This window comes from Psychrobacillus sp. FSL K6-2843 (genome assembly GCF_038626375.1).
GTDB classification, from domain to species: Bacteria; Bacillota; Bacilli; order Bacillales_A; family Planococcaceae; genus Psychrobacillus; species Psychrobacillus faecigallinarum.
Genome location: NZ_CP152021.1, coordinates 2,716,481 through 2,742,414, shown reverse-complemented (window position 1 = coordinate 2,742,414; position 25,934 = coordinate 2,716,481). Strand labels below are relative to the sequence as shown.

Annotated in this window: 23 protein-coding genes, 2 pseudogenes and 2 riboswitches; of the genes and pseudogenes, 15 read left to right on the top strand and 10 right to left on the bottom strand. The window is 35.9% G+C overall.

The genetic code is table 11. The features are described 5' to 3' along the window. Nucleotides 1-41: 41 nt before the first annotated feature. Nucleotides 42-323, bottom strand: a complete 282-nt coding sequence (locus MKY94_RS13825) for a hypothetical protein (RefSeq protein ID WP_342577235.1) — start codon at nucleotides 321-323, stop codon at nucleotides 42-44. Between the two features lie 221 nt (nucleotides 324-544). On the opposite strand from MKY94_RS13825, the gene MKY94_RS13820 reads away from it, so the two are divergent. The 4 genes from MKY94_RS13820 (at nucleotide 545) to MKY94_RS13805 (ending at nucleotide 4,242) form a co-directional block, all read left to right on the top strand. Beyond that, nucleotides 545-1,669 carry a DUF418 domain-containing protein gene (locus tag MKY94_RS13820; RefSeq protein WP_342577234.1) on the top strand — a complete coding sequence of 375 codons (1,125 nt, stop codon included), beginning with the start codon at nucleotides 545-547 and terminating at the stop codon, nucleotides 1,667-1,669. Nucleotides 1,670-1,683: 14 nt separating this feature from the next. After that, nucleotides 1,684-2,769 carry a sensor histidine kinase gene (locus tag MKY94_RS13815; protein WP_342577233.1) on the top strand — a complete coding sequence of 362 codons (1,086 nt, stop codon included), beginning with the start codon at nucleotides 1,684-1,686 and terminating at the stop codon, nucleotides 2,767-2,769. A gap of 12 nt (nucleotides 2,770-2,781) precedes the next feature. Next, nucleotides 2,782-3,390 carry a response regulator transcription factor gene (locus tag MKY94_RS13810; protein ID WP_154310343.1) on the top strand — a complete coding sequence of 203 codons (609 nt, stop codon included), beginning with the start codon at nucleotides 2,782-2,784 and terminating at the stop codon, nucleotides 3,388-3,390. Between the two features lie 105 nt (nucleotides 3,391-3,495). Next, nucleotides 3,496-4,242 (top strand): alpha/beta fold hydrolase, encoded by a 747-nt coding sequence (locus tag MKY94_RS13805; protein WP_154310345.1) that lies wholly within the window; start codon nucleotides 3,496-3,498, stop codon nucleotides 4,240-4,242. A 261-nt stretch (nucleotides 4,243-4,503) separates the two neighbouring features. Here the strand turns inward: MKY94_RS13805 and MKY94_RS13800 are convergent, their stop codons facing one another. After that, nucleotides 4,504-4,872 carry a DUF2294 domain-containing protein gene (locus tag MKY94_RS13800; RefSeq protein WP_144535326.1) on the bottom strand — a complete coding sequence of 123 codons (369 nt, stop codon included), beginning with the start codon at nucleotides 4,870-4,872 and terminating at the stop codon, nucleotides 4,504-4,506. A gap of 245 nt (nucleotides 4,873-5,117) precedes the next feature. Continuing rightward, a riboswitch (cyclic di-AMP (ydaO/yuaA leader) is annotated at nucleotides 5,118-5,259 on the bottom strand. Between the two features lie 252 nt (nucleotides 5,260-5,511). Beyond that, a riboswitch (cyclic di-AMP (ydaO/yuaA leader) is annotated at nucleotides 5,512-5,653 on the top strand. 647 nt (nucleotides 5,654-6,300) lie between these two features. Here MKY94_RS13800 and kdpA point away from each other — a divergent pair. From kdpA to MKY94_RS13780, 4 genes are all read left to right on the top strand, one after another. Next, the gene (gene kdpA / locus MKY94_RS13795; protein ID WP_151113518.1) at nucleotides 6,301-7,971 is read left to right on the top strand and encodes a potassium-transporting ATPase subunit KdpA; all 1,671 of its coding nucleotides are present in this window, start codon (nucleotides 6,301-6,303) and stop codon (nucleotides 7,969-7,971) included. A 36-nt stretch (nucleotides 7,972-8,007) separates the two neighbouring features. Then, nucleotides 8,008-10,047 (top strand): potassium-transporting ATPase subunit KdpB, encoded by a 2,040-nt coding sequence (gene kdpB, locus MKY94_RS13790; protein WP_144535330.1) that lies wholly within the window; start codon nucleotides 8,008-8,010, stop codon nucleotides 10,045-10,047. A gap of 25 nt (nucleotides 10,048-10,072) precedes the next feature. Next, on the top strand, nucleotides 10,073-10,627 hold the full coding sequence (kdpC, locus tag MKY94_RS13785; RefSeq protein WP_151113522.1) for a potassium-transporting ATPase subunit KdpC: 555 nt from the start codon (nucleotides 10,073-10,075) through the stop codon (nucleotides 10,625-10,627). A 304-nt stretch (nucleotides 10,628-10,931) separates the two neighbouring features. Continuing rightward, nucleotides 10,932-11,162 carry a hypothetical protein gene (locus tag MKY94_RS13780; protein ID WP_144535334.1) on the top strand — a complete coding sequence of 77 codons (231 nt, stop codon included), beginning with the start codon at nucleotides 10,932-10,934 and terminating at the stop codon, nucleotides 11,160-11,162. A gap of 311 nt (nucleotides 11,163-11,473) precedes the next feature. Here the strand turns inward: MKY94_RS13780 and MKY94_RS13775 are convergent. The 7 genes and pseudogenes from MKY94_RS13775 to MKY94_RS13745 form a co-directional block, all read right to left on the bottom strand. Further along, nucleotides 11,474-11,622, bottom strand: a pseudogene (locus MKY94_RS13775) (transposase); the annotation flags it as partial. A gap of 298 nt (nucleotides 11,623-11,920) precedes the next feature. Next, the gene (locus tag MKY94_RS13770; protein WP_342577232.1) at nucleotides 11,921-12,595 is read right to left on the bottom strand and encodes an ABC transporter ATP-binding protein; all 675 of its coding nucleotides are present in this window, start codon (nucleotides 12,593-12,595) and stop codon (nucleotides 11,921-11,923) included. Between the two features lies 1 nt (nucleotide 12,596). Next, a complete protein-coding gene (locus MKY94_RS13765; protein ID WP_151113526.1) occupies nucleotides 12,597-13,631 on the bottom strand; it encodes an ABC transporter permease in 1,035 nt (344 codons plus the stop codon). 219 nt (nucleotides 13,632-13,850) lie between these two features. Next, nucleotides 13,851-15,221 carry a HAMP domain-containing sensor histidine kinase gene (locus MKY94_RS13760; protein WP_151113528.1) on the bottom strand — a complete coding sequence of 457 codons (1,371 nt, stop codon included), beginning with the start codon at nucleotides 15,219-15,221 and terminating at the stop codon, nucleotides 13,851-13,853. Next, nucleotides 15,218-15,892, bottom strand: coding sequence for a response regulator transcription factor (locus MKY94_RS13755; protein WP_151113530.1), 675 nt, complete (start codon nucleotides 15,890-15,892; stop codon nucleotides 15,218-15,220). The genes MKY94_RS13760 and MKY94_RS13755 overlap by 4 nt, the downstream gene beginning before the upstream one ends. Before the next feature lie 357 nt (nucleotides 15,893-16,249). Next, the gene (locus tag MKY94_RS13750; RefSeq protein WP_342577231.1) at nucleotides 16,250-17,437 is read right to left on the bottom strand and encodes a tyrosine-type recombinase/integrase; all 1,188 of its coding nucleotides are present in this window, start codon (nucleotides 17,435-17,437) and stop codon (nucleotides 16,250-16,252) included. 82 nt (nucleotides 17,438-17,519) lie between these two features. Continuing rightward, complete coding sequence (locus MKY94_RS13745) at nucleotides 17,520-18,161, bottom strand: helix-turn-helix transcriptional regulator (RefSeq protein ID WP_342577230.1); 642 nt, start codon at nucleotides 18,159-18,161, stop codon at nucleotides 17,520-17,522. A gap of 154 nt (nucleotides 18,162-18,315) precedes the next feature. Here MKY94_RS13745 and MKY94_RS13740 point away from each other — a divergent pair, with 154 nt between their 5' ends. From MKY94_RS13740 to MKY94_RS13720, 5 genes are all read left to right on the top strand, one after another. Next, nucleotides 18,316-18,570, top strand: a complete 255-nt coding sequence (locus MKY94_RS13740) for a helix-turn-helix transcriptional regulator (protein WP_342577229.1) — start codon at nucleotides 18,316-18,318, stop codon at nucleotides 18,568-18,570. Further along, nucleotides 18,545-18,814 (top strand): hypothetical protein, encoded by a 270-nt coding sequence (locus MKY94_RS13735; protein WP_342577228.1) that lies wholly within the window; start codon nucleotides 18,545-18,547, stop codon nucleotides 18,812-18,814. The genes MKY94_RS13740 and MKY94_RS13735 overlap by 26 nt, the downstream gene beginning before the upstream one ends. Nucleotides 18,815-19,174: 360 nt before the next feature. Further along, a complete protein-coding gene (locus MKY94_RS13730) occupies nucleotides 19,175-19,840 on the top strand; it encodes a Rha family transcriptional regulator (protein ID WP_342577227.1) in 666 nt (221 codons plus the stop codon). A gap of 218 nt (nucleotides 19,841-20,058) precedes the next feature. Continuing rightward, on the top strand, nucleotides 20,059-20,799 hold the full coding sequence (locus MKY94_RS13725) for a hypothetical protein (RefSeq protein ID WP_342577226.1): 741 nt from the start codon (nucleotides 20,059-20,061) through the stop codon (nucleotides 20,797-20,799). 109 nt (nucleotides 20,800-20,908) lie between these two features. Then, entirely contained in the window at nucleotides 20,909-21,430 is a 522-nt protein-coding gene (locus MKY94_RS13720) for a helix-turn-helix domain-containing protein (protein WP_342577225.1), read from the top strand. Between the two features lie 478 nt (nucleotides 21,431-21,908). Here MKY94_RS13720 and MKY94_RS13715 read toward each other — a convergent pair. Further along, a pseudogene (locus MKY94_RS13715) lies at nucleotides 21,909-22,165 on the bottom strand (phage tail protein); the annotation flags it as partial. Nucleotides 22,166-22,284: 119 nt separating this feature from the next. Between MKY94_RS13715 and MKY94_RS13710 the strand changes: the two are divergent. Together MKY94_RS13710 and MKY94_RS13705 are read left to right on the top strand one after the other, a co-directional pair. Further along, nucleotides 22,285-24,945 carry a tetratricopeptide repeat protein gene (locus MKY94_RS13710; RefSeq protein ID WP_342577224.1) on the top strand — a complete coding sequence of 887 codons (2,661 nt, stop codon included), beginning with the start codon at nucleotides 22,285-22,287 and terminating at the stop codon, nucleotides 24,943-24,945. A gap of 373 nt (nucleotides 24,946-25,318) precedes the next feature. After that, the gene (locus MKY94_RS13705) at nucleotides 25,319-25,918 is read left to right on the top strand and encodes a recombinase family protein (protein ID WP_342578688.1); all 600 of its coding nucleotides are present in this window, start codon (nucleotides 25,319-25,321) and stop codon (nucleotides 25,916-25,918) included. Nucleotides 25,919-25,934 lie beyond the last annotated feature (16 nt).

Here is a 25,934-nt window from a genome sequence, read left to right as displayed (position 1 = left end):
GAGTCTTTCAATTTTAGTTTTAGGTAGACTAGATTTCTCGTCTACAGTATTGTTTTTAACAAAGCAAGTTTAAGTTTGGATGGAGTTTCATACTTAAGAACTCTAAACTCTTCCCCTTTATATAAAGGCCTATTACTGTGTCTCAGTATCCCTTCATTATCCTTCTGATAAAGCTGTGTTGTACATAACACAGTCACTTTACCAATTTGTCCATTTCGTGATTCAGTTTTTCCCCACATCACTTTTGTTGATGCTTCTGCTAATGTTGCAGTTGTTATTAACAAAGCTGGAAATATTAAAGCAGCTATTATTAGATTTTTCATATGTATTCGCTTACCTCCAATATAAATCAATAATTATATCGGTATAATATGCTGATTTTGTTACTAAAAATAAATAGTCATAACCAACATTTCATGTAAAACCTCCTTATGACATGTGTCATCTTATACTCCTGACTGCTGTGAATGTTAGTTACTGTCGTTTTTCTTTATATTTTATCTAGGGGCATGAGCTCATACTTAAAATGAAAGAGGGATTTCTGATGACAAGTGAAAGACTGCGCTTAATCGATATTCTCCGAGGCTTTGCAGTGCTTGGAACGCTGGGAACTAATATTTGGATTTTTGCTTATTTGGGAGACCTATCTTATATAACGACTGCTAACTTTTCCGAATGGTGGGTATTAGAGGACTTTTTACGAATGGTAGTGCTCTTTATTGTTAATGGGAAGCTTCTCGGATTACTTACGATTATGTTTGGAGTGGGATTAGAGATGAAATATCAGCAGGCAATCAGGAAGGGTAATGCCTGGCCTGGTGTATATATATGGACTTTATTGTTTTTACTATTAGAAGGGTTTATTCATTTTACTCTAGTAATGGAATATGACATTTTGATGAGCTATGCGATAACTGGATTAATCGTTGCTTTTGTTCTAAAAAGAGGAGATACCTTTATAAAAAAAATAATGATTGGAGTTGGTAGTTTTCATGCGATAATTGTTCTATTGATCTTAGTGGGAGCCCTAGTAGGGGTCGTAAACATGTCCTTAGGTTCATATGAAGGAGCTGCACTCTATGAAAGTGGTACATGGCTAAAACAGGTTGAAAATCGTTTATTTAATTTTGTTTATTATAGATTAGAAGCTATTTTGATAGTACCGATGAACATATGCTTGTTTTTATTAGGAGTATTCCTTATGCGTTCAGGAGTATTTTCAAAAACAGAGAAGGGCAAAAGTCAGCGTAAAAAACTGTTTCAAATAGGGATGTATATAGGTGTTCCGTTAAATCTTCTTATTTTTATACCAGGAGGAGCATTTGATTTACCTGTTCGTTATTTATTCGCACCAATTATGTCTCTTGGCTATATAGGATTATTTGGTATATTAATAGAATATAGAAAGTTTGAGTGGCTTTGGTCTCGATTTGAAGAGGTTGGGAAAATGTCACTAAGCTGCTATGTATCACAGAATCTCATAGCTTCTATTGTATTTTATGGCTGGGGTCTAGGATTAGGCGGGAAATTAGGAAGTTTATCTATCATTACAATTTGGCTCAGTATTACTCTATTTCAATTTCTATTTGCCTATTTTTGTATAAGGAAGCTACACACTGGACCGTTAGAGTGGATGAGAAGAAAAGCGGTAGCGATAGTCTCTAAATAACTTAAATAATTGAGGTGATCAATATAAAATTTTATCCAAAGGATCAAGCTGCCAAATACTTGATCATAGATGTGGCCTCAATAGTTTTTCTTTTTACCGTAGTAATGCTATCTGATTCATACTTGCATAACGGGGTGAAGCTAATCCTTCTCCTATCGATTATTTGTTCCTATTATATTGCATTGTGGAATAAGGATTGGCGCCTTCTATGTGCTGTGCTAGCAGGTTACTTCCTCCTTATAATATTAAGCCTTTACGAAGGCTCAGTAATTATTACTTTTGGTTTTTTGTTTGCAGATTTGTTAGGGAGAGCTAAGTCTAAACTTCACATAGGGCTTGGAATAGTAGGAGTTGCCTCCCTGTTTCTTCTTATTCTCTGGAAGGAGCAGCTCAGTGGTATAGATTTCGCTGTATTAGTGGCATTCATGATTATTCAGCTTGCCTTGCCAATACTTCGATATTTTCTTTTAAAAACAACGAATCTACAAACAAAATTAAATGAAGTAAATAAACAACTCGTTCAACAAGAAGAAAGGCAACGAATTGCAAGAGATCTTCATGATACAATCGGCCATACTTTGACGATGATCAAGCTGAAGACTGAGCTTGCTTCGAAATTAGTAGAGCCGGAACAAACCAAGGTAAAGGGAGAGCTAAACGACATCTTAGCAACCACAAGGACTGCTATGAAGCAAGTGAGAGAATTAGTGACGGATATGAAATTTGTATCTCTAGAAAGTGAGCTAGAACATACACAGGAATTGCTAAAATCCGCTGGTATTATCGTTCACTATAATAATAATTTCCAGCAGTTGTTATCGAGTGTAGAAGAAACTATGATATCTCTTTGTTTAAGAGAAGCGACAACTAATATTCTTAGACATAGTCAAGCGAAACGTTGTGAGATACATACAAGCATAAATGATAGGTTATTCTGCGTACACATAAAGGACGATGGAATAGGAATAGAGATGAAGAAATTTGGCAATGGTCTAGTATCGATGAAGGAACGTATGAATTCTTTACAGGGGGACGTGTTTATAGACGGTGCTCCCTCGGGAGGCACTTTGGTAACGATCACATTACCTATTCATTTGTAAGGGGGATACATAGTGATAAGAGTGGTAATTGCAGAGGATCAAAAAATGCTCCTAGGAGCATTTTCTTCATTAATAGCATTTGAAACTGATATAGAGGTCGTTGGAGAAGCTCAAGATGGTCAGAAAGCCTGGGAATTGATCGTGGAGAAAATACCTGATGTATGTATTTTGGATATTGAAATGCCACATATGACAGGTCTGGAGCTTGCACGAAAAATTAAAGAGGAACAAATTCCGAGCAAAGTAATGATTGTGACAACTTTTTCACGAGTTGGATATTTGCAAAAAGCTATTGATAGTGATGTTACAGGATATCTATTGAAGGATGAGCCAATCGATTATTTAATAGATTCAATACGGAAGGTGGCAGCTGGTGAGAAAGTTGTGAGCAGAGACTTAGCTGCTACACTATTCATGAAAGTAGAGAATCCGCTTAATGATCGAGAAATAGATGTATTACGCCTTGTAAGAGAAGGTCTAACTACATCAGAAATCACGAGGAGATTATTTTTAACAAAGGGCACCGTCCGTAATTATTTGTCCTCCTCTATCCAAAAGCTACAGGTGGAAAGCAGGCAGCAGGCTGTTAACAAAGCAAATGAAAACGGGTGGCTTGAATGAAAGACCCCTTTCTTTTTATTGTTTATAGTATATACAAATGTGGTAGAGGAATAATGGCATAAAACATAGTTTTGTAAATATGACAATTTAAAAGGGGATGGGAAAGTGAATTATGAAGTGTTGAAGGATGCAGAGGAATTTTACTTCGAGGGAAATCACGTTGGAGTTTTAGTTATTCATGGCTTTACAGGTACAACTCAAAGTATGCGTTTTTTAGGAGAAAGGTTTGCGGAAGCTGGTTTTACTGTTGTTGGACCAAGGCTCACTGGCCATGGTACGGCTCCTGAGGATATGGAACAAGCAAGCTACGAAGATTGGATAAAAGATGTGGAAAGAGGATTGAACAAGCTGAAAGAAACTTGTACTGATATCTTTGTTTGTGGATTATCTATGGGTGGTACTCTTACTTTATACCTGGCAGAAAATCACAAGGAAATCAAAGGGATTATGCCTGTTAATGCTGCAATTTATATGCCGGAAATGATAGAAAATTATGAAGTCCTTTCAAAAGAGGAAACTAGGTTTGTTGATGGAATTGGGTCGGATATTAAGCTAGAGGGAATACAAGAACTAGCGTATTCGAAGACACCAGTGAAGTCAATGTCTGATATCATTTTGCTGTCTAGATTAGTAAGAGATAATCTTTCTAAAATTACGGCACCAGCTTTGATATTTAAATCTACAGAAGATCATGTCGTGCCACCTGATAACTCACATCAAATATTCGAGGCAATCTCCTCTGTCGGAAAAGAAATAGTGGAATTAGAAAATAGCTATCATGTTGCTACGCTTGATACTGATAAAGAGTTGATAGCAGAAAGAAGCATACAGTTTATAAATGCTCGAATATAAAGATGAACGTCTCGGAACCACTGGTTTCGAGGCTTTTTTTGAAATACAATCGTCCCATTAATCTCCGTCATTAAACTTTGCAGTTGGAGGAAGGTGACGCCAAGTAAAAGTCATAAGATAATATAAAAAGGAGAATGGTCGCAACGTGAAAAACGACCATCTCTCTATAGTTTTCAGATAATGTATTGTTCCAAATCGTATCAAAAAGTAGAAAATTAGTACCTATAGGCAATGTTGCGTATTCACTTTAATAGGTTGTTGTCATTCATTTACCAAAAGGAATTGCTCTAAATCTTTTTCAAGGATAAATACCTCGATTCTTTCACCAGTCTTAGTGCTTATATCCGAATGAGAGGAAAGAACCTTGCAGCCAGTATACTCTTCTACAATTTTTTCATATTCCTTACTATACTGTTCGCGAAGTAATGTACGCATTTGTTTGACAAGACGTCTTCCAGTAGTATGATTGACGAGGTGTTTTTCCTCTACTGTTAGAACTCCTTTAAAACGGGTGATTAACATATCATTAATAATATATGTTTTAGCCTCTTGAGGTCCCTTTCCAATCAAATCAAGCTGTAGCTTAATGAATGCTGAACTGATATCAGCCTCTAGTTTCTTTTTTGACATAATGCCTCCAAATGGAATTGTAAGATTTAATATCTAACTAAAAGAGAATAAGTATCTCAGTTATTAAACTTGAAAAAATCTCTGCTAATTCCACAAAATTTATTAATTTTAATATAGCTTAAGAGATAGCTTCAGTTCTTTTGTCGGGCTATTTGAAATAGTAAAAGTGAAAGTATTAACAGTTTAGCCTTTTCGTAGTTAGAAGTAAGTGTTTCTTTCAGTCTTCTAAGAACTTTCTATTCACCTTCTTTCTCCAACAACGCTTACGGGGTTAGCTGTCGGATTCGGATGGTCAGAGTCACCCTACCCTTTGAAAGGATTCACCCCAGTTTTAGATAATAACAGGTGGGTCCCCCGATTCAATAATGAATTCAGCGATTTAGGTTGAAATTGAAACTATCATACTACTTGGGAAAATTTCTGTAAAGAGGATAAATAAGTAAAGAAAATTTTTTAATCCTTTTTATCGAACTGATATTTTCTGAAAGCCATACACTAAATCAATTTACTGTTGAGATAGCAATGATATGAGTTGTTAAACTAGATTCACCTTTTTTATTTTTGAAAAGAATAATATAAATAGTACTTAAGGATTATTTACTTCGGAAAAATAACGTCGTAAAATCCAAACATAACCAATTTGAATATCGGTCTAATCCTGAGCAATCAGGAACGGAGGAACCAATTTTTTGGGGTTAATTCTACAAGTTGTAGAAAGGATGAGATACTCTTTCGCCATCCTACCCGTCAGCTAACTTCGTCGGCTAAAGCGAAGGAGGTCAATGAGACCACCTTATTAATTCACGGGGCTTTTTTGTAGGATTTTAAAGCAGAAAAGCAGCTTGATAAATAGTAGGTCTTTTTATAATGCCTATAATAACTGAAAAGGTTTCATGGAAGACAGAACGCAGAGAGGGCTTTTTGCTTGCTAGGCGCTAAGTAGACCAGTGATACTTTTTCTCCATTAAAAATGTATACTGCTGCAAACTTTTCTAAGTCAGAATATGTGATTGTACTTCACTATTTTGTCTGAAGAATATTTGCACAGTAGCATGTCGGGGAAAAAGTAGTCATTGGTCTTTTTTTGTCTTTATTTTTCGGCAATGGCATTAATCTGAAGGAAATTTCTTGATTCCGTTAAGGGGGAAATTTAAAGATGTGATTTTTAAGAAGGTTAGTTAAAGGATGAGCTACAAGCAATTATAGAAAGGAAGAATTATATGGATGTCGTATCTATTTTTCTAATAATATTCTCATTTTCTCTTTTTTTTGGATTTACAGCATTTTGCAACAAAGTAATTGAAGAGAAAGGAAGGGAAAAGCGATGATTATTTTACTTGTTTTTTCTATTGCAACTTCAATTTATTTGCTGGATGCATTGATTCGTCCTGAGAGATATTAAATTTTCAAGTATATGGAGGTAATGAAATGGATTTATTTCAAATCGCATTAGTCTTGGCTATTGCGTTATTAATCGCAATACCGATGGGTAAATATATTGCTTTAAGCTTTTCACTTGAAAGAACAAGACTGGATCGAGTGTTCAATCCTATAGAAAACTTTATATATAAATTATCTGGTATTAGTCAATCACATATGAATTGGAAGCAATACGCAACAGCTTTACTTATTAGTAACTTTGTAATGTTTGGTCTCTGTTACTTGATTGTGAGGCTACAGGGGATTCTGCCCTTTAACCCAAGTGAAATAGAGGGGATGGAAGCATTATTATCATTCAATACGATTTCTAGTTTTCTAACAAATACTAATCTGCAGCACTATAGTGGTGAAAGTGGGCTATCATACTTTTCTCAAATGACAGTGATTACTTTCTTAATGATGACGACACCGGCAACAGGTCTTGCCCTATGTATCGCGTTCATCAGAGGAATTTCAGGTCATAAGAGCTTAGGAAACTTTTACGTGGATTTAGTTCGTTCGCTTACCCGTATTTTCATACCAAGTGCAATAGTAGTAGGTCTCTTATTGGTAGGCCAAGGAGTTCCACAAACCTTGGATCCAACTGCAATTGCAACAACTCTTGAAGGGGGACAACAGCAAATATCTCGAGGACCAGTTGCATCCTTAGAATCTATTAAACATTTGGGAACTAATGGTGGCGGATTCTTTGGTGTTAACGCTGCTCACCCATTTGAAAATCCGACACCATTTTCAAATGTAATACACATGCTTTCGATGTTATTAATACCTATGGCGATTCCTTTTACCTTTGGATATATGACAAAAAAACGGAAGCTAAGCTGGATGCTTACTGGTGCTATGAGTATTATTTTCTTAGCAATGCTAGTAACAATTTATGTTCAAGAGTCTAATGGAAACCAAGATTTAGCTAATATAGGTCTGTCGCAAGATGCAGGAAGTATGGAAGGTAAAGAAGTCAGATTTGGAATTGCCCAAAGTGTTTTATTTACAACTGTAACAACAGCTGCCACTACAGGGTCTGTAAATAATATGCATGATACATTAACGCCTCTCGGTGGCTTTGTGCCACTAGTGTTAATGATGTTAAACAATATCTTCGGGGGAGATGGAGTGGGCTTTGTAAACATTATTATGTATGCAATTTTAGCTGTCTTTATTGCTGGTTTAATGGTAGGCAGGACTCCAGAATTTTTGGGAAGAAAGATTGATGCAAAAGAAATGAAACTAATTGCAATTACCATTCTTATTCATCCTTTAATCATTCTAGTCCCATCTGCGATTGCGCTAACAACTGAAATGGGCAATTCAGCGATCTCGAATGCTAGTTTTCATGGAATATCTCAAGTGATATATGAATTTACTTCATCTGCAGCAAACAACGGATCGGGTTTTGAAGGTTTAGGAGATAACACAGATTTTTGGAATATCTCAACAGGTTTGGTAATGTTATTCGGTCGCTACTTTTCTATGATTGCTATGCTTGCTGTTGCTGCGTCTCTAATGGTTAAAAAGCCTGTGCCTGAAACAATAGGAACTATTAGGACTGACAATAGCACGTTTTTAGTTTTCCTAATAGCTACTGTATTGGTTGTTGGAGCATTAACATTCTTCCCAGTACTAGCATTAGGACCAATTGCCGAAGCTCTAACCATGTGAAATTGAAATGAAAAAAGAGATTAAAGGAGTATCATTATGAATTCAGAACGGAACACGGCGCTCACAAACGAGATGATTAAACTGGCTTTTGTCGAATCACTTAGAAAGTTGAATCCAAAAACAATGAGGAAAAACCCTGTCATGTTTGTTGTAGAGATAGGATTTTTAGTGACAATAATAATGACGTTCTTTCCATCTTTCTTTGGAGCAGAATCAGATTTTTATTATAACGGATTTGTAAGTATTATATTGCTTATTACAATTTTATTTGCAAACTTTGCGGAAAGTATAGCGGAGGGGAGAGGTAAGGCACAAGCCGAAAGTCTAAAGAAAACCCAAAAAGATTTACAAGCAAGAGTTTTGTTAGAAGACGGAAGCTATAGTTATGTCTGCTCTAAGGATTTAAAAAAAGGAGACATAATTTTTGTAGAAGCTGGGGAGTTGATTCCAAGTGATGGGGAAGTTATAAAGGGTTTAGCATCTGTCGATGAGTCAGCTATTACAGGTGAATCAGCTACCATTATTAAAGAGTCTGGAGGAGATTTTAGTTCTGTTACTGGAGGAACTAAGGTTATTAGTGATCAACTTACAATACGCATAACCTCTAATCCAGGTGAATCATTTCTAGACCGAATGATTAGTTTAGTAGAAGGTGCTAAGCGACAAAAAACTCCTAATGAAATTGCTCTTAATATAATTTTGGTGAGCTTAACATTAATATTTTTAATCGTTTGTGTTACCTTAGTGCCTATCTCAGGCTATGTAGGGGTTACTATTCCAATCGCTACTTTGGTAGCGTTGCTTGTTTGTTTAATTCCTACCACGATAGGTGGACTCTTGTCTGCAATAGGGATTGCAGGAATGGATCGTGTAACTAAATTCAATGTGATAGCTAAATCAGGAAAAGCGGTGGAAGCTGCTGGGGACATTAATACAATTATTTTGGATAAAACCGGAACAATTACTTATGGGAATAGAATGGCTTCCGAATTTATAACCGTTGAAGATGTTAAATCAGTTGAACTAACAAAAGCGGCATTACTTAGCTCTTTATATGATGAGACACCTGAAGGACGTTCGATTGTTGAACTAACAAAAGAATTGGAGCTTATCGAGATAGAGCAAAATATGAAAGAATCTTTCGGGGTTGAATTTAATGCACAAGCTCGAATGAGCGGAACAGACTTTCAAAATGGACTTAAAGTACGTAAAGGTGCTGTAGATGCAGTAAAAGAATATGTAATCATGCAAGGTGGCGTTATTCCATCTGATTTAGATGATAAAACAAAATTGATAGCATCCAAAGGTGGAACACCACTTGCTGTAGTAGTAGACAATAAAATAATGGGTTTAATATACCTAAAGGATACTGTTAAGGTTGGATTGAAGGAGCGCTTTGATCAACTACGAAAAATGGGGATTAAAACAATTATGTGTACAGGAGATAACCCATTGACTGCTGCAACCATAGCTAAAGAGGCTGGAGTTGATGAATTTATCGCAGAGGCAAAGCCTGAAGATAAAATTGCTGTTATAAAACGGGAACAAGCAGAAGGGAAGCTTGTAGCAATGACTGGAGACGGAACAAATGACGCGCCGGCACTAGCACAAGCGGATGTAGGAATGGCTATGAATAGCGGTACTATAGCTGCTAAAGATGCTGCTAATATGGTGGACTTAGATTCAGATCCTACCAAAATAATTGAAATTGTAGGTATTGGTAAGCAATTATTAATGACTAGGGGGGCACTGACGACATTCAGTATAGCTAATGATATCGCGAAATACTTCGCAATTATCCCTGCTATGTTTATGTTAACTATCCCTCAAATGAGTACTCTTAACATTATGAATTTAGCTACACCACAAAGTGCCATTCTGTCAGCATTAATTTTTAATGCAGTAATCATTCCGCTACTCATACCACTAGCAATGAGAGGTGTAAAATATTTGCCGATGAAATCTACAAAACTCTTAAGTCGTAACTTATTGATATATGGAATGGGAGGAGTCATTATTCCATTTATTGGAGTTAAGCTAATCGATATATTGTTAGTTTCTATTAATCTTGTTTAAGTAATATAAAAGAAAGGTGATATAAATGTTAAAAAATTTACGTATTAGTATTATGCTACTCTTAATATGTGGATTGGCATATCCTTTAGTAATGACTGGAATTTCACAATTATTAATGCCCGAGAAGGCTGCAGGAAGTATCATTACTAATGCAGAGGGTAATATTATTGGATCTGAACTGATAGGCCAAAAATTTACTGAACCACATTATTTTAATGGGCGAGTATCATCTATAGAATATAATGCTTCCGGATCGGGCTCTATGAATTATGCACCAACAAATAAAGATATGGTTGAACGAACGAAAACCGATTTAAAACTGTTTTTAAAGAACAATCCCGAAGTAAGACAAGAAGATATTCCCAATGATCTATTAACTAACTCTGGCTCGGGACTTGACCAACATATAACCAAGCTTGCTGCACAAATTCAAGTACCTAGAATTGCACAAGAGCGTGGATTAAGTGAAGCTAAACTAATGAATTTAATAGAAGATAATACAGAAAGTCGTCAATTTAATTTTATTGGTGAGCAGAGAATAAATGTCTTGAAATTGAATATTGCACTAGATCAATTGTAAGCATAAGGATAGAATTATGACTTCTTTTCTAAGATGAAGGAGGCAACCTTTAGGAAGCGAAATTTTAATTGGCTTACTTGAAACCCATTGGCGTAAAGAAACAATAGAGCAGTGGAGGAACTAGTAGAGGGCCCTGTAGAAAGGTTCCTTCAGAGTGGCATTTCGATGTGTTAGTTGTAGCAGAACAAAAGCATGCCAAGATAACATAGATACTATCAAAGCTTGGAACTAGTAATGACCTCATTTTAGGTATAAAAATCCATTTATTGGACAATAATTTATCTAAACTGGAGGGGAACTATAAATGCTTTTAGATGAAAAAGAAATCTACTGCTACAGTTGCCGTAGAAAAACCTTATTTACTTGTAGGGATCTGAATAATAATAAAGGTGTAGATAGCCATTGCAGCGAGTGTATAAATTTTTGGTTTGAATGGCAAAACAAAGCGGTAGAGCGAGAAATGAAAAAATGGTTAGATTATAATGAAGGAGTTTTACTTAAGGAGTTTAGCAAAGAGTCAAATTTTTATAGCTAACAAATAGCAATATAAAATGTAGGTAATAAATAAACTGATAGTCGTACTTTGCTAGACTATTGACTACCTAACAATAAAGCATATCCAAGATTTTTCTTAGATATGCTTTTTTTATGCTTGTTAACCCTTTTTTATTCAATGATTTAATAGTAGCAAAAGATTCATAAAATCAAGATTAAAGTGCGTAATTAACCAAGTCAAAGTAGTTATTCCTTTCTCATCCATTTTTTCAAAAAAACTCGTCCCATAGGGACGAGTTAGAGTGTAGATAAAAGGGGTGGAAATCATTTCTATTTCCAACCCTTTTCCAATTAATCTAGGTTGAATCTGGCTAGTTTCTTAAGATTTAAGTCAACAAAAGTAAGCATCGCCTGCATGGACAATTTTTTTATTCCATTAGGGTTGTCCATCGCATACCATGCTTTTTTCTTTTTTCATATATTACTTTAATAGTTGTGTCGCAAGTCCTCAACTACATTCTCCATCTCCTCATTCCTTTAATAGGAAGCACTGTTGATTGGAGCGGAGAGCGGCGACTCCAGCGGGAATAGCGCGAGCTGAAGACCCTGGACTGAGCGTAGCGAGGGAAGCGGCTGAAGCCGTGCCCGCGGAAAGCGTCCGTTCGCAGCGGAGATTGACATTTCTAGCTTTATCCCTTAAAAGAAAAAAGACTGTAGGCAAAACATCAAAATTCATGGTGTTTGTCTACAGTCTGACTCGTCCCCGAATAGGGACGAGTTTATACAATGTTATTCTCATTATTTGATTAAGCCATCTTTCATCGTAATGATATGATCAGCATATGCAAGCATTTCCTCGTCATGAGTCACCATCAAGGTTGTAATATTAAGTGTTTTAGTTAAATTGCGAATTAGCTCCATAACATCTTTTGAACGTTTTGAATCCAAGCTGGCAGTTGGTTCGTCTGCAAAAAGTATTTTGGGTTTATGAATGATGGCACGGGCAATCGCTACCCTTTGTCTCTCCCCACCAGACAAAGATGCAGGATAGGCATTTTTTCGGTGTTCCATATCAATCAGTTTTAAAATATGGGCAATTTCTTTTTTTAGTTGTTCTTTTTTTAATTTTGATTCCGACACCTCGAGCATTAGAATCAACTGTTCTTCTACTGTAAGGAAAGGTACAAGATGCGCAGACTGAAAGACAAAGCCAAACTCACTAGCCCGGACTTTTCGTATTTGTTCTTGGTCCATGTCTGTCATGTTGTTTCCATTGAACATAATTTGGCCGTCCGATGCCGGTTGGAGCCCTGCTGCAATTGTCAGTAGAGTACTTTTACCAGAACCTGAGGCCCCTACTAGCGCAGTAATCTCGCCTTGTTGAAGAGAAAGGTCGATTCCCTTTAATATTTCTTCTACTACTTCGCCATTTGTAAATTTTTTTCTCACATCATTTATTGTGAAAATTGCCATATTAAACCTCTCCTTGTTGAATCGCTTGCAGCGGTTCGACTTTTTTTATTTGGATACCTGAAAGTGTTGCACCAACAAATCCAATAATGAGGAAAACGATAGACAATTGGACCGTAGTGGCAGCAGTTAAACTAAAAGGCATTCCTTCAGGTGCGATGTAGTTAAAACTCTGGCTAAGTGCAATTGACAGTCCGAGGGCAATGACTGTGATGAAGAGCATCTGAGCCCACATCATTTTAAACAGTGTACTCGTCTTTACACCGATTGCTTTTAAGATCCCATACAATCCGATTTTTTGTACATTCATCATATAGAAGAAGATGGCGAACAACAGCCCGCTGATGACGACTAAAAACCAGACAATCATGTTAAGTGACAATTGTTCCGCACTGTAACTGGGAATAGTATTGAGGAATTCGGTGTTTGAAAAAGATTGTAGCCCTTCGATTGCTAGTAAACTCTCTTCACCAGGTATAAAAATCAATTGCATTTCATTTACCCGATACATCTCTTTGTAGTTTTCCATATTGATAAATGCGACAGGAGCGTGACTGTACTTTTGTTGATCTACAAATCCTTTAACAATGAATTCGCCACTGAATTGGTTGTTGGTCAGTGTATCACCGACTTTTAATCCCTCTTCCTCCAGAGAGCGATCCAGGACAATTTCGCCTTCTTTGACGTTTTCAAACAACTTCGATTCAGTTGATGTGACAAATGCTACACTGCGTTGCTTGTCTTTTTCATCATTCAAAAACCCCATTTGAATGGATAATGCAGCAGCCTCTTCTTTTTCACTTAAAACAGTATCTTGGACACTGGTATCTATCAGCGAAAGATTATAGGTTTCTTCCGCGTCTGTATTCATATAAAATTGTCCATCCGGCAACTCTTTAATCAGAGCTGCGTTGTCTTGGGACAAACCATTAGCGAGACCAGAAATAATGAAGGTCAACAAACTGACCAGAAACACAATCGAACCCAAAATCATAAATCTTATTTTATTTTTTTTAATTTCTTTCCATGCAATGTTCATTTGAATGCCTCCGATTTTGTTTATAGTCTCAGTTTATATCCGTTAGATGAATGGAAGATGAACAAGAGATTACAGTTCGAGATGGAAGTCCCAAAATAACGTTTCACATTTCTTATCTTTTTAGCATATCCAGAACGTTGTCAGCAACATCAAAAGCACAGATTAAACGGAACACTGCAAAGCAAAAAACTCCATTACATTTGTTATTTCAACATTCATTTATAAAAGAGGCAGTTTTATTTGTACTGTCGTGCCTATATTAGGAGTACTTTTTATTTCAACAGTCCCTTTATGCAATTCGACAATCTCTTTTACAATAGCCAATCCTAAACCAGATCCTTTCAATGAACGTATTCGTGCATGATCCGCCCGATAAAAGCGATCAAATGCACGACTGGCTTCTTCAGCTGTCATACCGATCCCTTCATCCAAAACTTCTAACACCATATTAGTAGAAGTAACGCTTAGTTGGACTTCAATGGAATCTCCAGGCTCACTATATTTAATTGCATTGGTCAACAGATTCTCCCAAACAGTTCGAAGGAGTACTGCGTTTCCTTTCACTTTAACAGCTACCAATTTAGCTGAAATTCCAATCTCTTTTTCATCAAATGCGTACCGCAAATGAGACAGTATGTCGCGTATCTGTTGGTCAATGAAAATCTCCTCTACTAAATCTGTCGCTTCTACATCAAATGACGCTAAAGTGAGTAATTGTTTAGTTAAAAGAGATAGGCGAGTCGTTTCTTCTTGGATAATGGCAGCGTATTGTTTTTTTTCCTCCTCGCTGCTTTCTTTCTTTTGAAGAAGAGACAAATAACTTTGTATTGTATGAAGCGGTGATTGTATATCATGGGACACATTGTGAACGAATTCTTTACGTTTTAAGGTGGATTGTTCAATACTATTACGCATCTTGATAAATTGATCGGCCAAACGGCCAATCTCATCTTTTCGATCAATGGAAAGAGGTACGTCAAAGGTTTCCGTACCCATTTTTTCTGTCGCTTCCGTTAATTTCGTAATCGGTTGAATCAATAAGCGTGCGACCAGTAGCATTCCGATAAAACTCAATAAAATGATACCTGCTGCCATTCCACCAAATAATAAGTGAAGTTCTTGGAAAAGAAGCTTAATATTCGGCCGTAGGAAGAGTGCGTGGTTTTCACCATTAAGTTCCAGAGGAACACCCACTGTATTTTCTAGCTCGTTGGCAAAAAAACCGGTAACGAAGGTTTCTCGCGGAAAATCTCGTATACCATTAAAAACTTCCCCGTCCAGAACTTGTTGAACGTTCTCATCATCAATAGATTCGTCCCGGAACTTTCCGCCAAAGCGATTTACAGTCTTTCCATCTGTGACATACAGCTGATAACCGGCATCTCCTAGCAAACTAAAAGCATTTTCAATTTGATCTGAGGGGAGGTTATCCATGAATTCGATAATAGATGTGGCAACGTCCAGATTTTTGTCGTTATTTTCTTCTTTTAAATATTGATGATAATAGGTGTTCATCGCGAAAAAGGAGACAACGCTGCTGAAGAGCATTGTTGCAAAGGTGAACCAAATAAATTTGACATAAAGGCTCATGTGTTCACCTCAAGTTTATAGCCTACTCCTCTTACAGTTATGATCCGAACATCTGGAGCGAAACGCTCTAAACGTTGGCGTAGACGTTTAATATGAACATTCACCGTCTGTTCATTGCCTTGAAAGTCAATTCCCCATATTAGTTCTATTATTAAATCTCGACTCAGCACTTGTCTAGGTCTCGAGGCAAGAAGTGTCAGCAATTCAAATTCTTTAAGGGGAATGAGCAATATTCCTTGTTGCGAGCTTACTTCGTAGCTTTTGAAATCAATGGTCAAGGAACCGATAGTCAACGTGTCATTCTCGGGATAATTATATCTTCGCAAAATAGCCTTAACCCGGTATAACAACTCCTTAGACTCGAAAGGTTTAACTAGATAATCGTCAGAGCCGGCTAAGAATCCACGCTCTTTGTCTTCAATATGATGTCGAGCAGTAAGCAGGATGACTGGAAGATCATAATCTTTACGCAATATTTTTGTAAGTTCAAACCCATCCATACCTGGCATCATTACATCAACTACTGCTAAATCCATTGCCTTAGAATTTAAGCACATTAAAGCTTGTTCGCCTGAAGTCGCTTCAATTACTTCATAGCCATTTTGTCGAAGTTCGGCTGAAACAAAATTCAGCATATGTATATCGTCATCTACTGCAAGTATGCGAATCACTTAAATCCTCCTTCCAATGCATTGTAAAATAACAATAATTAGACTATAAGGCTTAATAAACGAAGAAGCAATTAATGAGAAGAAAAAGGAAGAAGTAATTTATAGAGGCGCCTAAAGAAGATTATTAATGTTTCAATTGGTTTCACGGAGGCCTAGTTTAGGAAGTAGGGTAAAAGGGAGGATTACTTTCTATTACTTGTTTTATCTTTCATTATAGACAAAATAAAAAAGCCTCCAAACCCTGTATTAACAAGGTTATGAAGGCTTTTATCATTACTCTTTGCAGAGCAATAAGATTAACGAGAGTAGAACTCAGTAATATTAAAAACCTTTATTATATTAGGGGTTATAGGGTATTTATGAGCTACTAGCCCCAAACTTAGCCCCATTAGCTTCTAAGCTTTTACTAAACAACATAACAGACTCTGTTTCTAATTCCTTCAATACATGTCCGTATATTTCAAAAATCATTTGAGGTGTATTTCCTAGACGTTCTGCGATCACTTTCACATTAACTCCACGATTTAATAAAATTGTACAATGTGTATGTCTTAATCCGTGTGTAGTGATTGGAGGAAGAGAAGTATTTTTTAATATTCTTCTGACAGCATATAAAATACTGTTATCTGTGATAGGCTGACCAGTTTGAAATGATGTAAATACAAAAGAATCTGCTTGTATTTTATATCCAAACGAAAGCATGGCTTCTTTACACCATTTTTTGTATGCCTTCAATTGATTTACTAGGACGTCATCGATTAATATAGTTCTATAACTATTTTTTGTTTTGGGTGACCGTATACCTTTATTATCACGAGTTCTTTCTATTGATATGGTTTTGTTGTCAAAACTTATGTTTTTCCATTGTAAACCCAGTGCTTCTCCTCTCCGAATACCTGTATACGAGATGGTTAAGAGGCACGTATAGTTCGTGATATTTTCTTGATGTTTAGCAGCTTCTAGAAAAAGAACCAATTCTGCAGGTGTCAGGAAATTTTCGTTTTCTACTTGAATGTCTTTGCTCGGAGTAAGAGTGATTTTTGTAAATCGGTTTCGTGACAAAATTTCATCCTCAACCGCTGCATTTATTGCAATTTTAAACAAGCTATGAAATAAATCAACAGTACTAGGTTTGTATTTCTTTTCCAATACATTTAGGTATTCCCTGGTGTAGGTGGACCTGTCTAATTTTTGTAACTTATAATGGCCTAGTAGTGGTTTCATTTGAAGGCGTATAGCCATCTCTCTTTGTTTACAAGAAGTAATTTTCCATCTATCTTTATTCGTTTCGTACCAAATGTCTAACCATTCTCCGACGGTTATTTGGTCATGTTCAATCTGCTTCGATTCTCCACGTAGTGTTGCAGTTTTTACTTCGAGTAGCGACTTCAAAGCTGCTTTCTCAGAAGTAAACCCACTTTTCTTTTTCTCTTTACGTTTTCCAGTATTGTCATAATATTTATGGCGATACATCCACATCTTTTCTTTATTTACATTGTAATAATAGTAAATCTCAGGTTCTTTACTGGATTTGTGTAGTTTCAACTTATACCATTCCTTTCATTGCTTGGCATGGCGTATGCACAGGAATAGGTATGTATAAAGTTAAATTACCATAATTTATAATTTATTTAAAAATAGTATTAGCAATTTCTATTAGTTTTGTTTTATCCTCATCAGACAGGGCTTTTCCATTTACCATTACTTTTCGTTCTGAAAAAAGATAATCCTCCAAAGATATAGCTGGTTCATAATCAGATAATACATCTTTTTTTATATGTGGATTTGAGTTACCTAGTACTTTCTTTAGTATTTCCAGATTATTAGCATTAGAGTTTCTTCTTGTTAGAATTTCAATGGTTTTTACCTCATTAAAGAAATGTTTAATTTCCATTATCTTCATATTAGTATAATAGTCAGGTCTTTTCTCTATATCTCCTCTTAATATCAAGTTTATAAATTCTTCAGCGGTATGAATATTATCAATAAAACTTGGAATGTAGTACCTATAAGTGTCTATAACATCTTTTGCTATTTCATTTGTTAAACCCATGTCAGTAGAAGAAATTGAAATTAAAAATGCAAATGGAAGATCTAATACGTCAGCAAGTTTCAATAAAAATTCCTTAGAGGGACTATCATTTTTTCCATTTTCAATTTGTGAAAGGTAGGGGTGTGATATACCTGTTCTTCTTGAGAGCTCTCTTAGTGATAGACCTTTTTTGGTTCTAGCTTTTCCTATAACTTCTCCTAATCTAAATTGCTTCATAATATTACCCCATTTCAATCTCTATTTGTATAGTTTATATAAAAAATGGTCGCTGGTCAAACAAAAAAGTATTTTATTGGTTGATTAACAACCATTTTAGTGTTATGATCAATATAGAAACATATGGAGGTGATTGAAAATGGTGGTATTTCAAATGAAAAATGTTACTAGTACAAGACTGTTAATAGCAAAAAAAGGATGGACATTACGAACTTTATCACTGGAAATAGGGGTTTCTCATTCTTATCTTTCACAGGTTTTAGGAGGGAAAAAAAGTCCTTCCGCAACTTTTGCTAAGAAATTATCTAAAGGGATTAACGAACGTATTGAAGATATTTTTTTGGTAAAAGTGGTTGATGAACAACCGATTGGAGGTGGAAAATATGATTCCTGCACAAGTAACGGTTAATATCGATGAAACAGCGATAAGAGCATACATCAATAAACAGTTGGATCAGCAAATACATGAATCACTTTTGTTAATTGACTTGAAGAAGATGGCTGAAATAACTTCTATGAGTCCCAGGTATTTAGAAGAGGAGATATTAAGAGATCCACGCATGAGGTTAATTGAAAGAAGAAAAGATCGTAAAAGATGGTGGCTATACAAAGAAGCAGTTGACGTTATTCAAATGATTTTGGAAGAATGGTAATAAAATAAAAACGCTTGGCATGGCGTATGGAAAATAAAAATCAATAAGTAAAGCTGGAGAAGTTTAGGGAAGAAGAAAGAACAACAGGTATATATAAGAATTATACTTGGAGCCTATCTACATCCTAGGAGAAAAAATGAAAAATCAAAGATATAGCCAAGCATTAATGGATACAATTTGTTAAAACCAAGCTAACACTTAGGGCGAACTACTTTTATAAGAGTATAAGCCAAGCCTACCGTACGAGGTGCGGACAAGAAAAACGGGTAGGGGGTGGTATGATTGGTTTTAGGAAAGTTTAATGTCTAAGATGACATAAAGTAGGATGTTTAAACCTTATAAATGAAAGGAAGTTGAGCGATGAATCAATTAAAAGTAGTACCCTTCGATGGACAACTAGTAACAATAAGTCGCGATGTTGCTGAAATGATTGGACGTGAACATGGGGTTATATTAAGAACTATTCGTGGTTTTATTAAACTTTTAGCTCAAGACAATTTTGTCGTCAGTGATTTTTTTTTAGAAAGCAACTATAAAGATCAAACAGGGAGAACATTACCTTGTTACATGCTCACACTTAAAGGGTGCCATTTGGTAGCTAATAAGATGACTGGTGAAAAAGGTATTCTTTTTACAGCCGCATACGTTACTAAATTTGAAGAGATGGAAAAAAAAAATCATCTGCCCGGTATTCCCTTAGATAACGTACAGTTAACAGAGAAAATGTTAGAGACGACACAGGAACTGGAAGATATAAAGACAAATTTTAAAGTTCTACACGAAAAAATTGATAACCAAATTACGTTAGATCACGGTGAACAACGCTTATTGCAGCAATTAATAAGTAAAAAAGTTTACGACCTTGCATTATCCAACGAACATAAGAGAGTGCTTTTTGCAGAGTTGTATAGAGAAATTAAAGATCGTTTTGGCGTTAGTTCATACAAAGATGTGAAACGAATTGAGCTGCAAAGAGCTATCAGTTATATAGAAGCATGGATTCCAAGAAAAAGAAATTTAGGTTGAGGCAGAAAAAATTCATATAAATGGAAGGTACAATCTAAAAATCCATCCCCTCACTCCAATGAGGGGATGGGCAAATATAAAAGAATTGTACCTTTATTCGAACTTAAAGGAGTTAGTCATCCATGAACAATTTACAAGTGATAAAACCTAGTGTATTAAACCTTAAATACTGTATTGAAACCTCTAGTAAATACAGAGAGCATAGAAGGTGAAGTATAATGCATAATGGTTGGATTAAGCTTCACAGGAAAACTTTACTAAGTCCAGTTTTTGGGGATTCGAAAAAATTGAAACTCTGGATGCTATGTCTTTTAAAAGCATCACATACAGAAAGAAAACAAGTAGTTGGGAATCAAGTAATCATTTTAGAAAAGGGTCAGTTTGTCACTGGTAGAGTATCTCTTACCATGGATTATAACAGGGATGTAATTGGTACTGAAAGAGTGTCAGAGCAAACATTGTGGCGTTGGATGAAGTTTCTTGAAAAAGAAGGAATGTTAAGCATCAAATCTACGACTAAATTTAGTGTAATAACCGTAGTTAACTGGAACATCTACCAAATAAGTGGACAAGAAGATGAAAGTCAGATGAACAACAAATTAGCAACAAATGAATTCCTATTAAACACAAACAATAATGTTAATAAGGTAGAGAATTTAAAAAAGGTAAATAAAAATAATAGTCGACAGTCTTCGACTTCCGACGTTGATCTAGAAAACGCTCATCTACTATATCAATTAATACAGGAAAATGAATATCTAGAAGAACCCAACTTTGAAAGATGGGTGAATCATTTTCGTATACTCCGTAATAACGGTCATGATGATAACACTATAAAGTATCTAATTGAATTTTCACAAAGGGATTCTTATTTACAAACCATTATTCGTTCGGCAGAAGATTTTAAAGTTCATTATCCAAGGATTTATATGTGTTCAGGGGTAGGGGAAGTCATGTAAAACCGCTATTATAAAAATTGATGCCTGCCGTTCTAAATTCTTAGTTTTGTTGACTTATAACTAAGTGCTGTATACGTTCTAATTACATTAAACAGGGGGTTCATAAAATATGCAATTAGAAGAAAAAAAACTCATAGGTACTAATAAATTTTATGATAAGCAATTAAAAAAGATGGGGAAGGTTGGTCGCAAACCCCTTTACACTGAGTGGTTAACTGAAGAAGGTTTGGAACAGATAAAAAAATGGGCAGAAAACGGTTTGATAGGTAAACAAATCGCTCAGAACATTGGGGTCAACCATACAACACTTTACGACTGGATGAATAAATTTCCCGAATTAGCCGAAGCCATAAGGAATGGACGTAAAGTAATGGATGAACAAGTAGAGTGCTCGCTACTAAAGAGGGCAATGGGATACCAATATGAAGAGGAGACATGGGGGAAGAATCATGATGGAGAAATGGTTATAGTAAAACGTGTTGTGAAGTTGCAAGCCCCAGATGTAACTGCACAAATCTTTTGGTTGAAGAATCGCAATCCTGAAAGATGGAGAGACAGGGTTGAAGTTAAAAATGAACATGAAGGCACAATTACAGTTGAAATGGGAGAAATAGAAAAGTGGAGCAAATAAGTGTAGAACGACCAAATATGGTTATACCGATTTACTTGATGAAAAAGTACAGAGAAAACGAATGGAGAGAGTGAAAATATGGTGAATTTCGCAGAAAAAATTTATGAGTATAAGGATCTTAGGATAACACATGCCTACCTTGATTTGTCATTAAAGATAGGAAAGAAAAAGAAGAAAGAAATTACTTTTGAACATTTTAGTTAACTTTATGTTATCCGTGATATCTTGTCCCGCTTTTATTTTCTGTATCCGTTAGTTTCGGTGAACCGTACCATAAGTAAGTGAGGTTTTGCGAAAAAACAACAGCATCCTCTAACTTTGAACTGCTCCCAGTTAAGTAGACAAATGAATATTTTTCTTCATGATAGAGTTTTTAGAATTGCTATTTTTGATCTGTCTACCTAATGGCGAGTATATTATTCGTTGGAGAGGTGCTGTTTGTTATTGAAATTTAATATTCTCCTCTAATCACAAAAAACTAGCCTTGAATTGTTCCGGCTATTTTAGACTTCTGTCTAGCAAACTTAGACTTCCCTTTTAACTCCTTTGGTACTTCCATTCCCTTATAAAAGACATAGGTAAATTTGTTGTTTCTTTTTGAAAACTCGGCGTTTGTAAAGGTTTGGCCGCAAACTCAATCTTAAGTTTTTCTTTCAAAATTCGGTTCACACAATCAAGCGTCTCCCGGCTTTCACCGGCCGATACAACCGTAAATTCATGCTTGCATTTGTTCAATGATAGAAGGAGCCAATTCAATCATAAGAAACAAATGAAATACAATAGTGATATTTGCACGTGCTTATAGTACTATGTAGGTAGTTGGATATTTTTACTATAAATGACGAGGTGATATTTTGAAAACCAAAGTGAATCACTTAGATTTATTAAATGAGATCATTTACGACAATTTGGCGGGAATCTTAAAAAAGTTGAACAAACGTATTCACGTTAAGCTGTATGCGCTTGTTTACGACAAAGAACAAAATCTTGTCGAGACTATCCGTGTGAAGAAAACTGTGGTTAAGCTAGAAAATCCGTCATCCATTTCTCAGGATGTGCTACAAAACATAACGAACGTTTATGCCGAGCTCAAGATTGATCCCGCTTATGAGGGAAATACCTATGAGGATATCAAGGAATATCTGAATCGGACTTGGTACAAGCAGTACCCTCAAACAGACACAAGTAACGACGAAAAATCAACAATGCCATTACTCGGCATCGAAGGTGTCCACACAGTAAATGAGGAAAGTTATAATAATGAAACCCGTATACTGTACGCGAATAAATTCCCTTTTCAAGCCGATAACAGCACCTTTTCGGTCGTATACATAATAGAGATGCGAAATGTCGAGCATGAGGCTCGGCAGCTTTTTTATACTAAACCAGAAATTTCTTTCCTTAGAATGCAGTTGGACTACTTCTTTAGTGATTTTTTTGCTCTCACCAACAACCATGTTAAGATGAACACCGACGATACCATCACTCGAAAATATAACGAAGATTGCATCCAGTTTAATAGAAGATTAACAAGACTATTTTTCGGAAAAATGCAAAATTATCTTCTGAATGATACTACGTTCGATATATTTGGAGCTGATTTTGAGCACGAGTTGGACAACCAATATTACGTCAATAGTTTGCTTGAGAAAATGGACGATATTTCAGCTTTAACCTATGAAAATGCCAGCCCTTTCGGTTCAATCTTATTCATGAATAAAGACGTCATAGCTCAGCAAACGATCATTCGTTTCACAGTTAAATTCACGCTAGAGGATCGTATTCGATTAGAGGATGCCAAGCGAATACGGAAGCTACTAGAGCTTACAAATGTGGATAAGGACCTTTACCTCATTTCCGACGAAAAAGAAATATACGGCTTAGGTGAGGTGAATTGGAATGTTCAAAAAGGTGCACTGGCTCTGAGACTCGATTTCACCGGGCTGTCCAAATATAATTTAGTTCTTGTACGAACAGAGACTGAGTCTATTAGTGGAGGCGAGCTGCTGGTTGAAGACGAGAGAAAATTCTATCGCTCGGATCTCAGCTTGATCGAAACGAATCTCGTTTCAGTTACCTTCAAAAACCCAAGATTAGGAGAGGAAGGATACAGTTCCGAGAAATTCACAAACTTATTGAAAAACACATTCTGGGAAAATCAAGAAGACCGCGCTCAAATTATGCACAAAATGCAAAGGCTCGATCAGATTGTCCGTAAAGCAAGGGAGCAAAAGCAAGGGACGATGGTGGTCATCACCGAACCGTTGACGGCCAAGCACGAGATGAAACAACTTAGTAAACAGTCAACACTTATTGAGCCAGGAATCATAAATACGGAATACATTAAATTTTTAACCGCGATTGATGGTGCCATCTTTTTCGATTCTGACGGAAATTGCCATGCCATAGGGGTTATTTTGGATGGCATAGCCAAGGAAGATATCGGAGACGCCAGCCGCGGAGCAAGATACAATTCCGCACATCGCTATTTGCACAAATTGAAAGAAGATGAACAAAAAAAATGTGTCATCGTTATCATATCCGAGGACGGTATGGTAGACCTGATTCCGGAATTAGAACACGAAGACATGCTATTAGCTGTAGCGGAAGAAATCATCGACATGATCAATGAAGAAAATTCTGATGCCGACAAACTGAAGGAAAAGGAAGATATACTCTTACAATCGAAAATTGTTGATTGCGATTGGTTGTTTAATATTGCCGAAGTATACTATGACAATCGAAAACGCAATGGCAATGTAGAAAGAGCTATCGACTTTTACAAATATGGTTTCAAGCGGGCGGAAAAAAGTTATATCCCCGCTTACCATTATACTCTGTTAGGGAATTGCTATCATTATCAAGAGAGATATAATGCTGCTATCGAAATGTATGAGGTGGCTATTAAAGGTTCAGATAATGAGCGGTCCAAAATAGTTTATTTAAGAAATGCCGGACGTAGCAGTTTCTTTCTTGCTTTACAATTGAATGATAATGCGGAGAAATTTAAAGAAGCAATAGACTGGTTATCTCAGATCTTTGAATTTGCGAGAACTCATTCTCTCAAAAATTTAGCAAGAGACTATAATGCTAGAGGCAGATGTTATGTGCAATTAAGCAAACTAGAGAAAAGTCAGGAAAAGAAGACCCAGTTTTTAGAAGCTTCCATTGAGGACTTTAGCCGAGCTATTACGATAGAGCCCGGAGATAATATTTATTATTGGAACAGATCCCTGTGCTATGATCGATTAGGTCAACCGAAATCTTCCATTGAGGACTTAATCCAGGCCGAATACATTATGCATGACGATAAGTACATTAATAAATTGGCTCAGTTGTTTAAGAAACATCTTGCTCTAGTTAGCGAATCTTTCGAGTTTTACGAAAAACTGGTCGGACAGAAAAAAGGATCTCCTCAATTGGAGGAATTATTTTCCTTGCATCTTGCGATAGCCGAGTTGAGCAAACAGGACGAAGTTGCGGCGGATAAAGCAGATGGTATGGATAAGAATTAGAATAAATGAAAATTTGTGGGAGTCTGTAAGTATTTGGGTCATGAGAACTTTCTAATGACCCATTATTTTATGACGAAAAACTTGCGATTACAAATAGTGCTATGAACCTATCATAATGGAAAAGTATCTCGATATTATTAATATTCAGCTTAATAAGCCTCACTCTATTTATACTTTTTTTGCATTTATTATTAACAAAGATAAAAAAACTTAATACCCCATATATACTAAGATCCGATTGTATAAAAGTGTTAAGAAATAGACTATTGATAATTTACTAGAAATATATCCCTTAATGCAAGGAATATCTGTCTAAAAGTATGTATATAATTATTAGTATAAAACATTGTTAATAATTAGACAGAGGAGTGTAATTGTGGGTGAAAAAGTTGGATATGGTCGGGTTTCTGGTGAAGGCCAAGAATTAACTGCACAAATTGAAATTTTACAAGAAGCAGGATGTGTAAAGTTATTCGTCGAAAAAGTAACAGGCACAAGCACTAAGAATCGTACTAAGTTAAAAGAATTACTTGATTATGTCCGTGAAGGAGACACTGTTGTTGTTTCAAAGATTGATAGACTGGCTCGAAGTATTATCGATTTAAATAAAATTGTTAAAGAGTTGAACGAAAAAGGTGTAAGTGTAATTTTTTTGCGAGACAATATAACGTTTGGAGTAGGCAAAGTTAGCACAAGCCTAAATCAGTTGATGTTTAATATCTTAGGGAGCTTTGCCCAATTTGAGCGAGATATTATTATAGAAAGAACAAGTGAAGGTAGGAAACGTGCAAAGGCAGCAGGGAAACATATGGGCCGTGTAGGGCAGCCAGAAAAGAAAATAATACAAGCTTTAGAATTGATGGCTAATCGTCAGCTTAACGGTTTGACTGTTGCAGATATTGTTAAACTAACAGGAGTACCTAAACCAACTATTTATTTGAAAATTAAGGACCAAAATTATAATAAGAAATAAAAATAAGATATTTAGC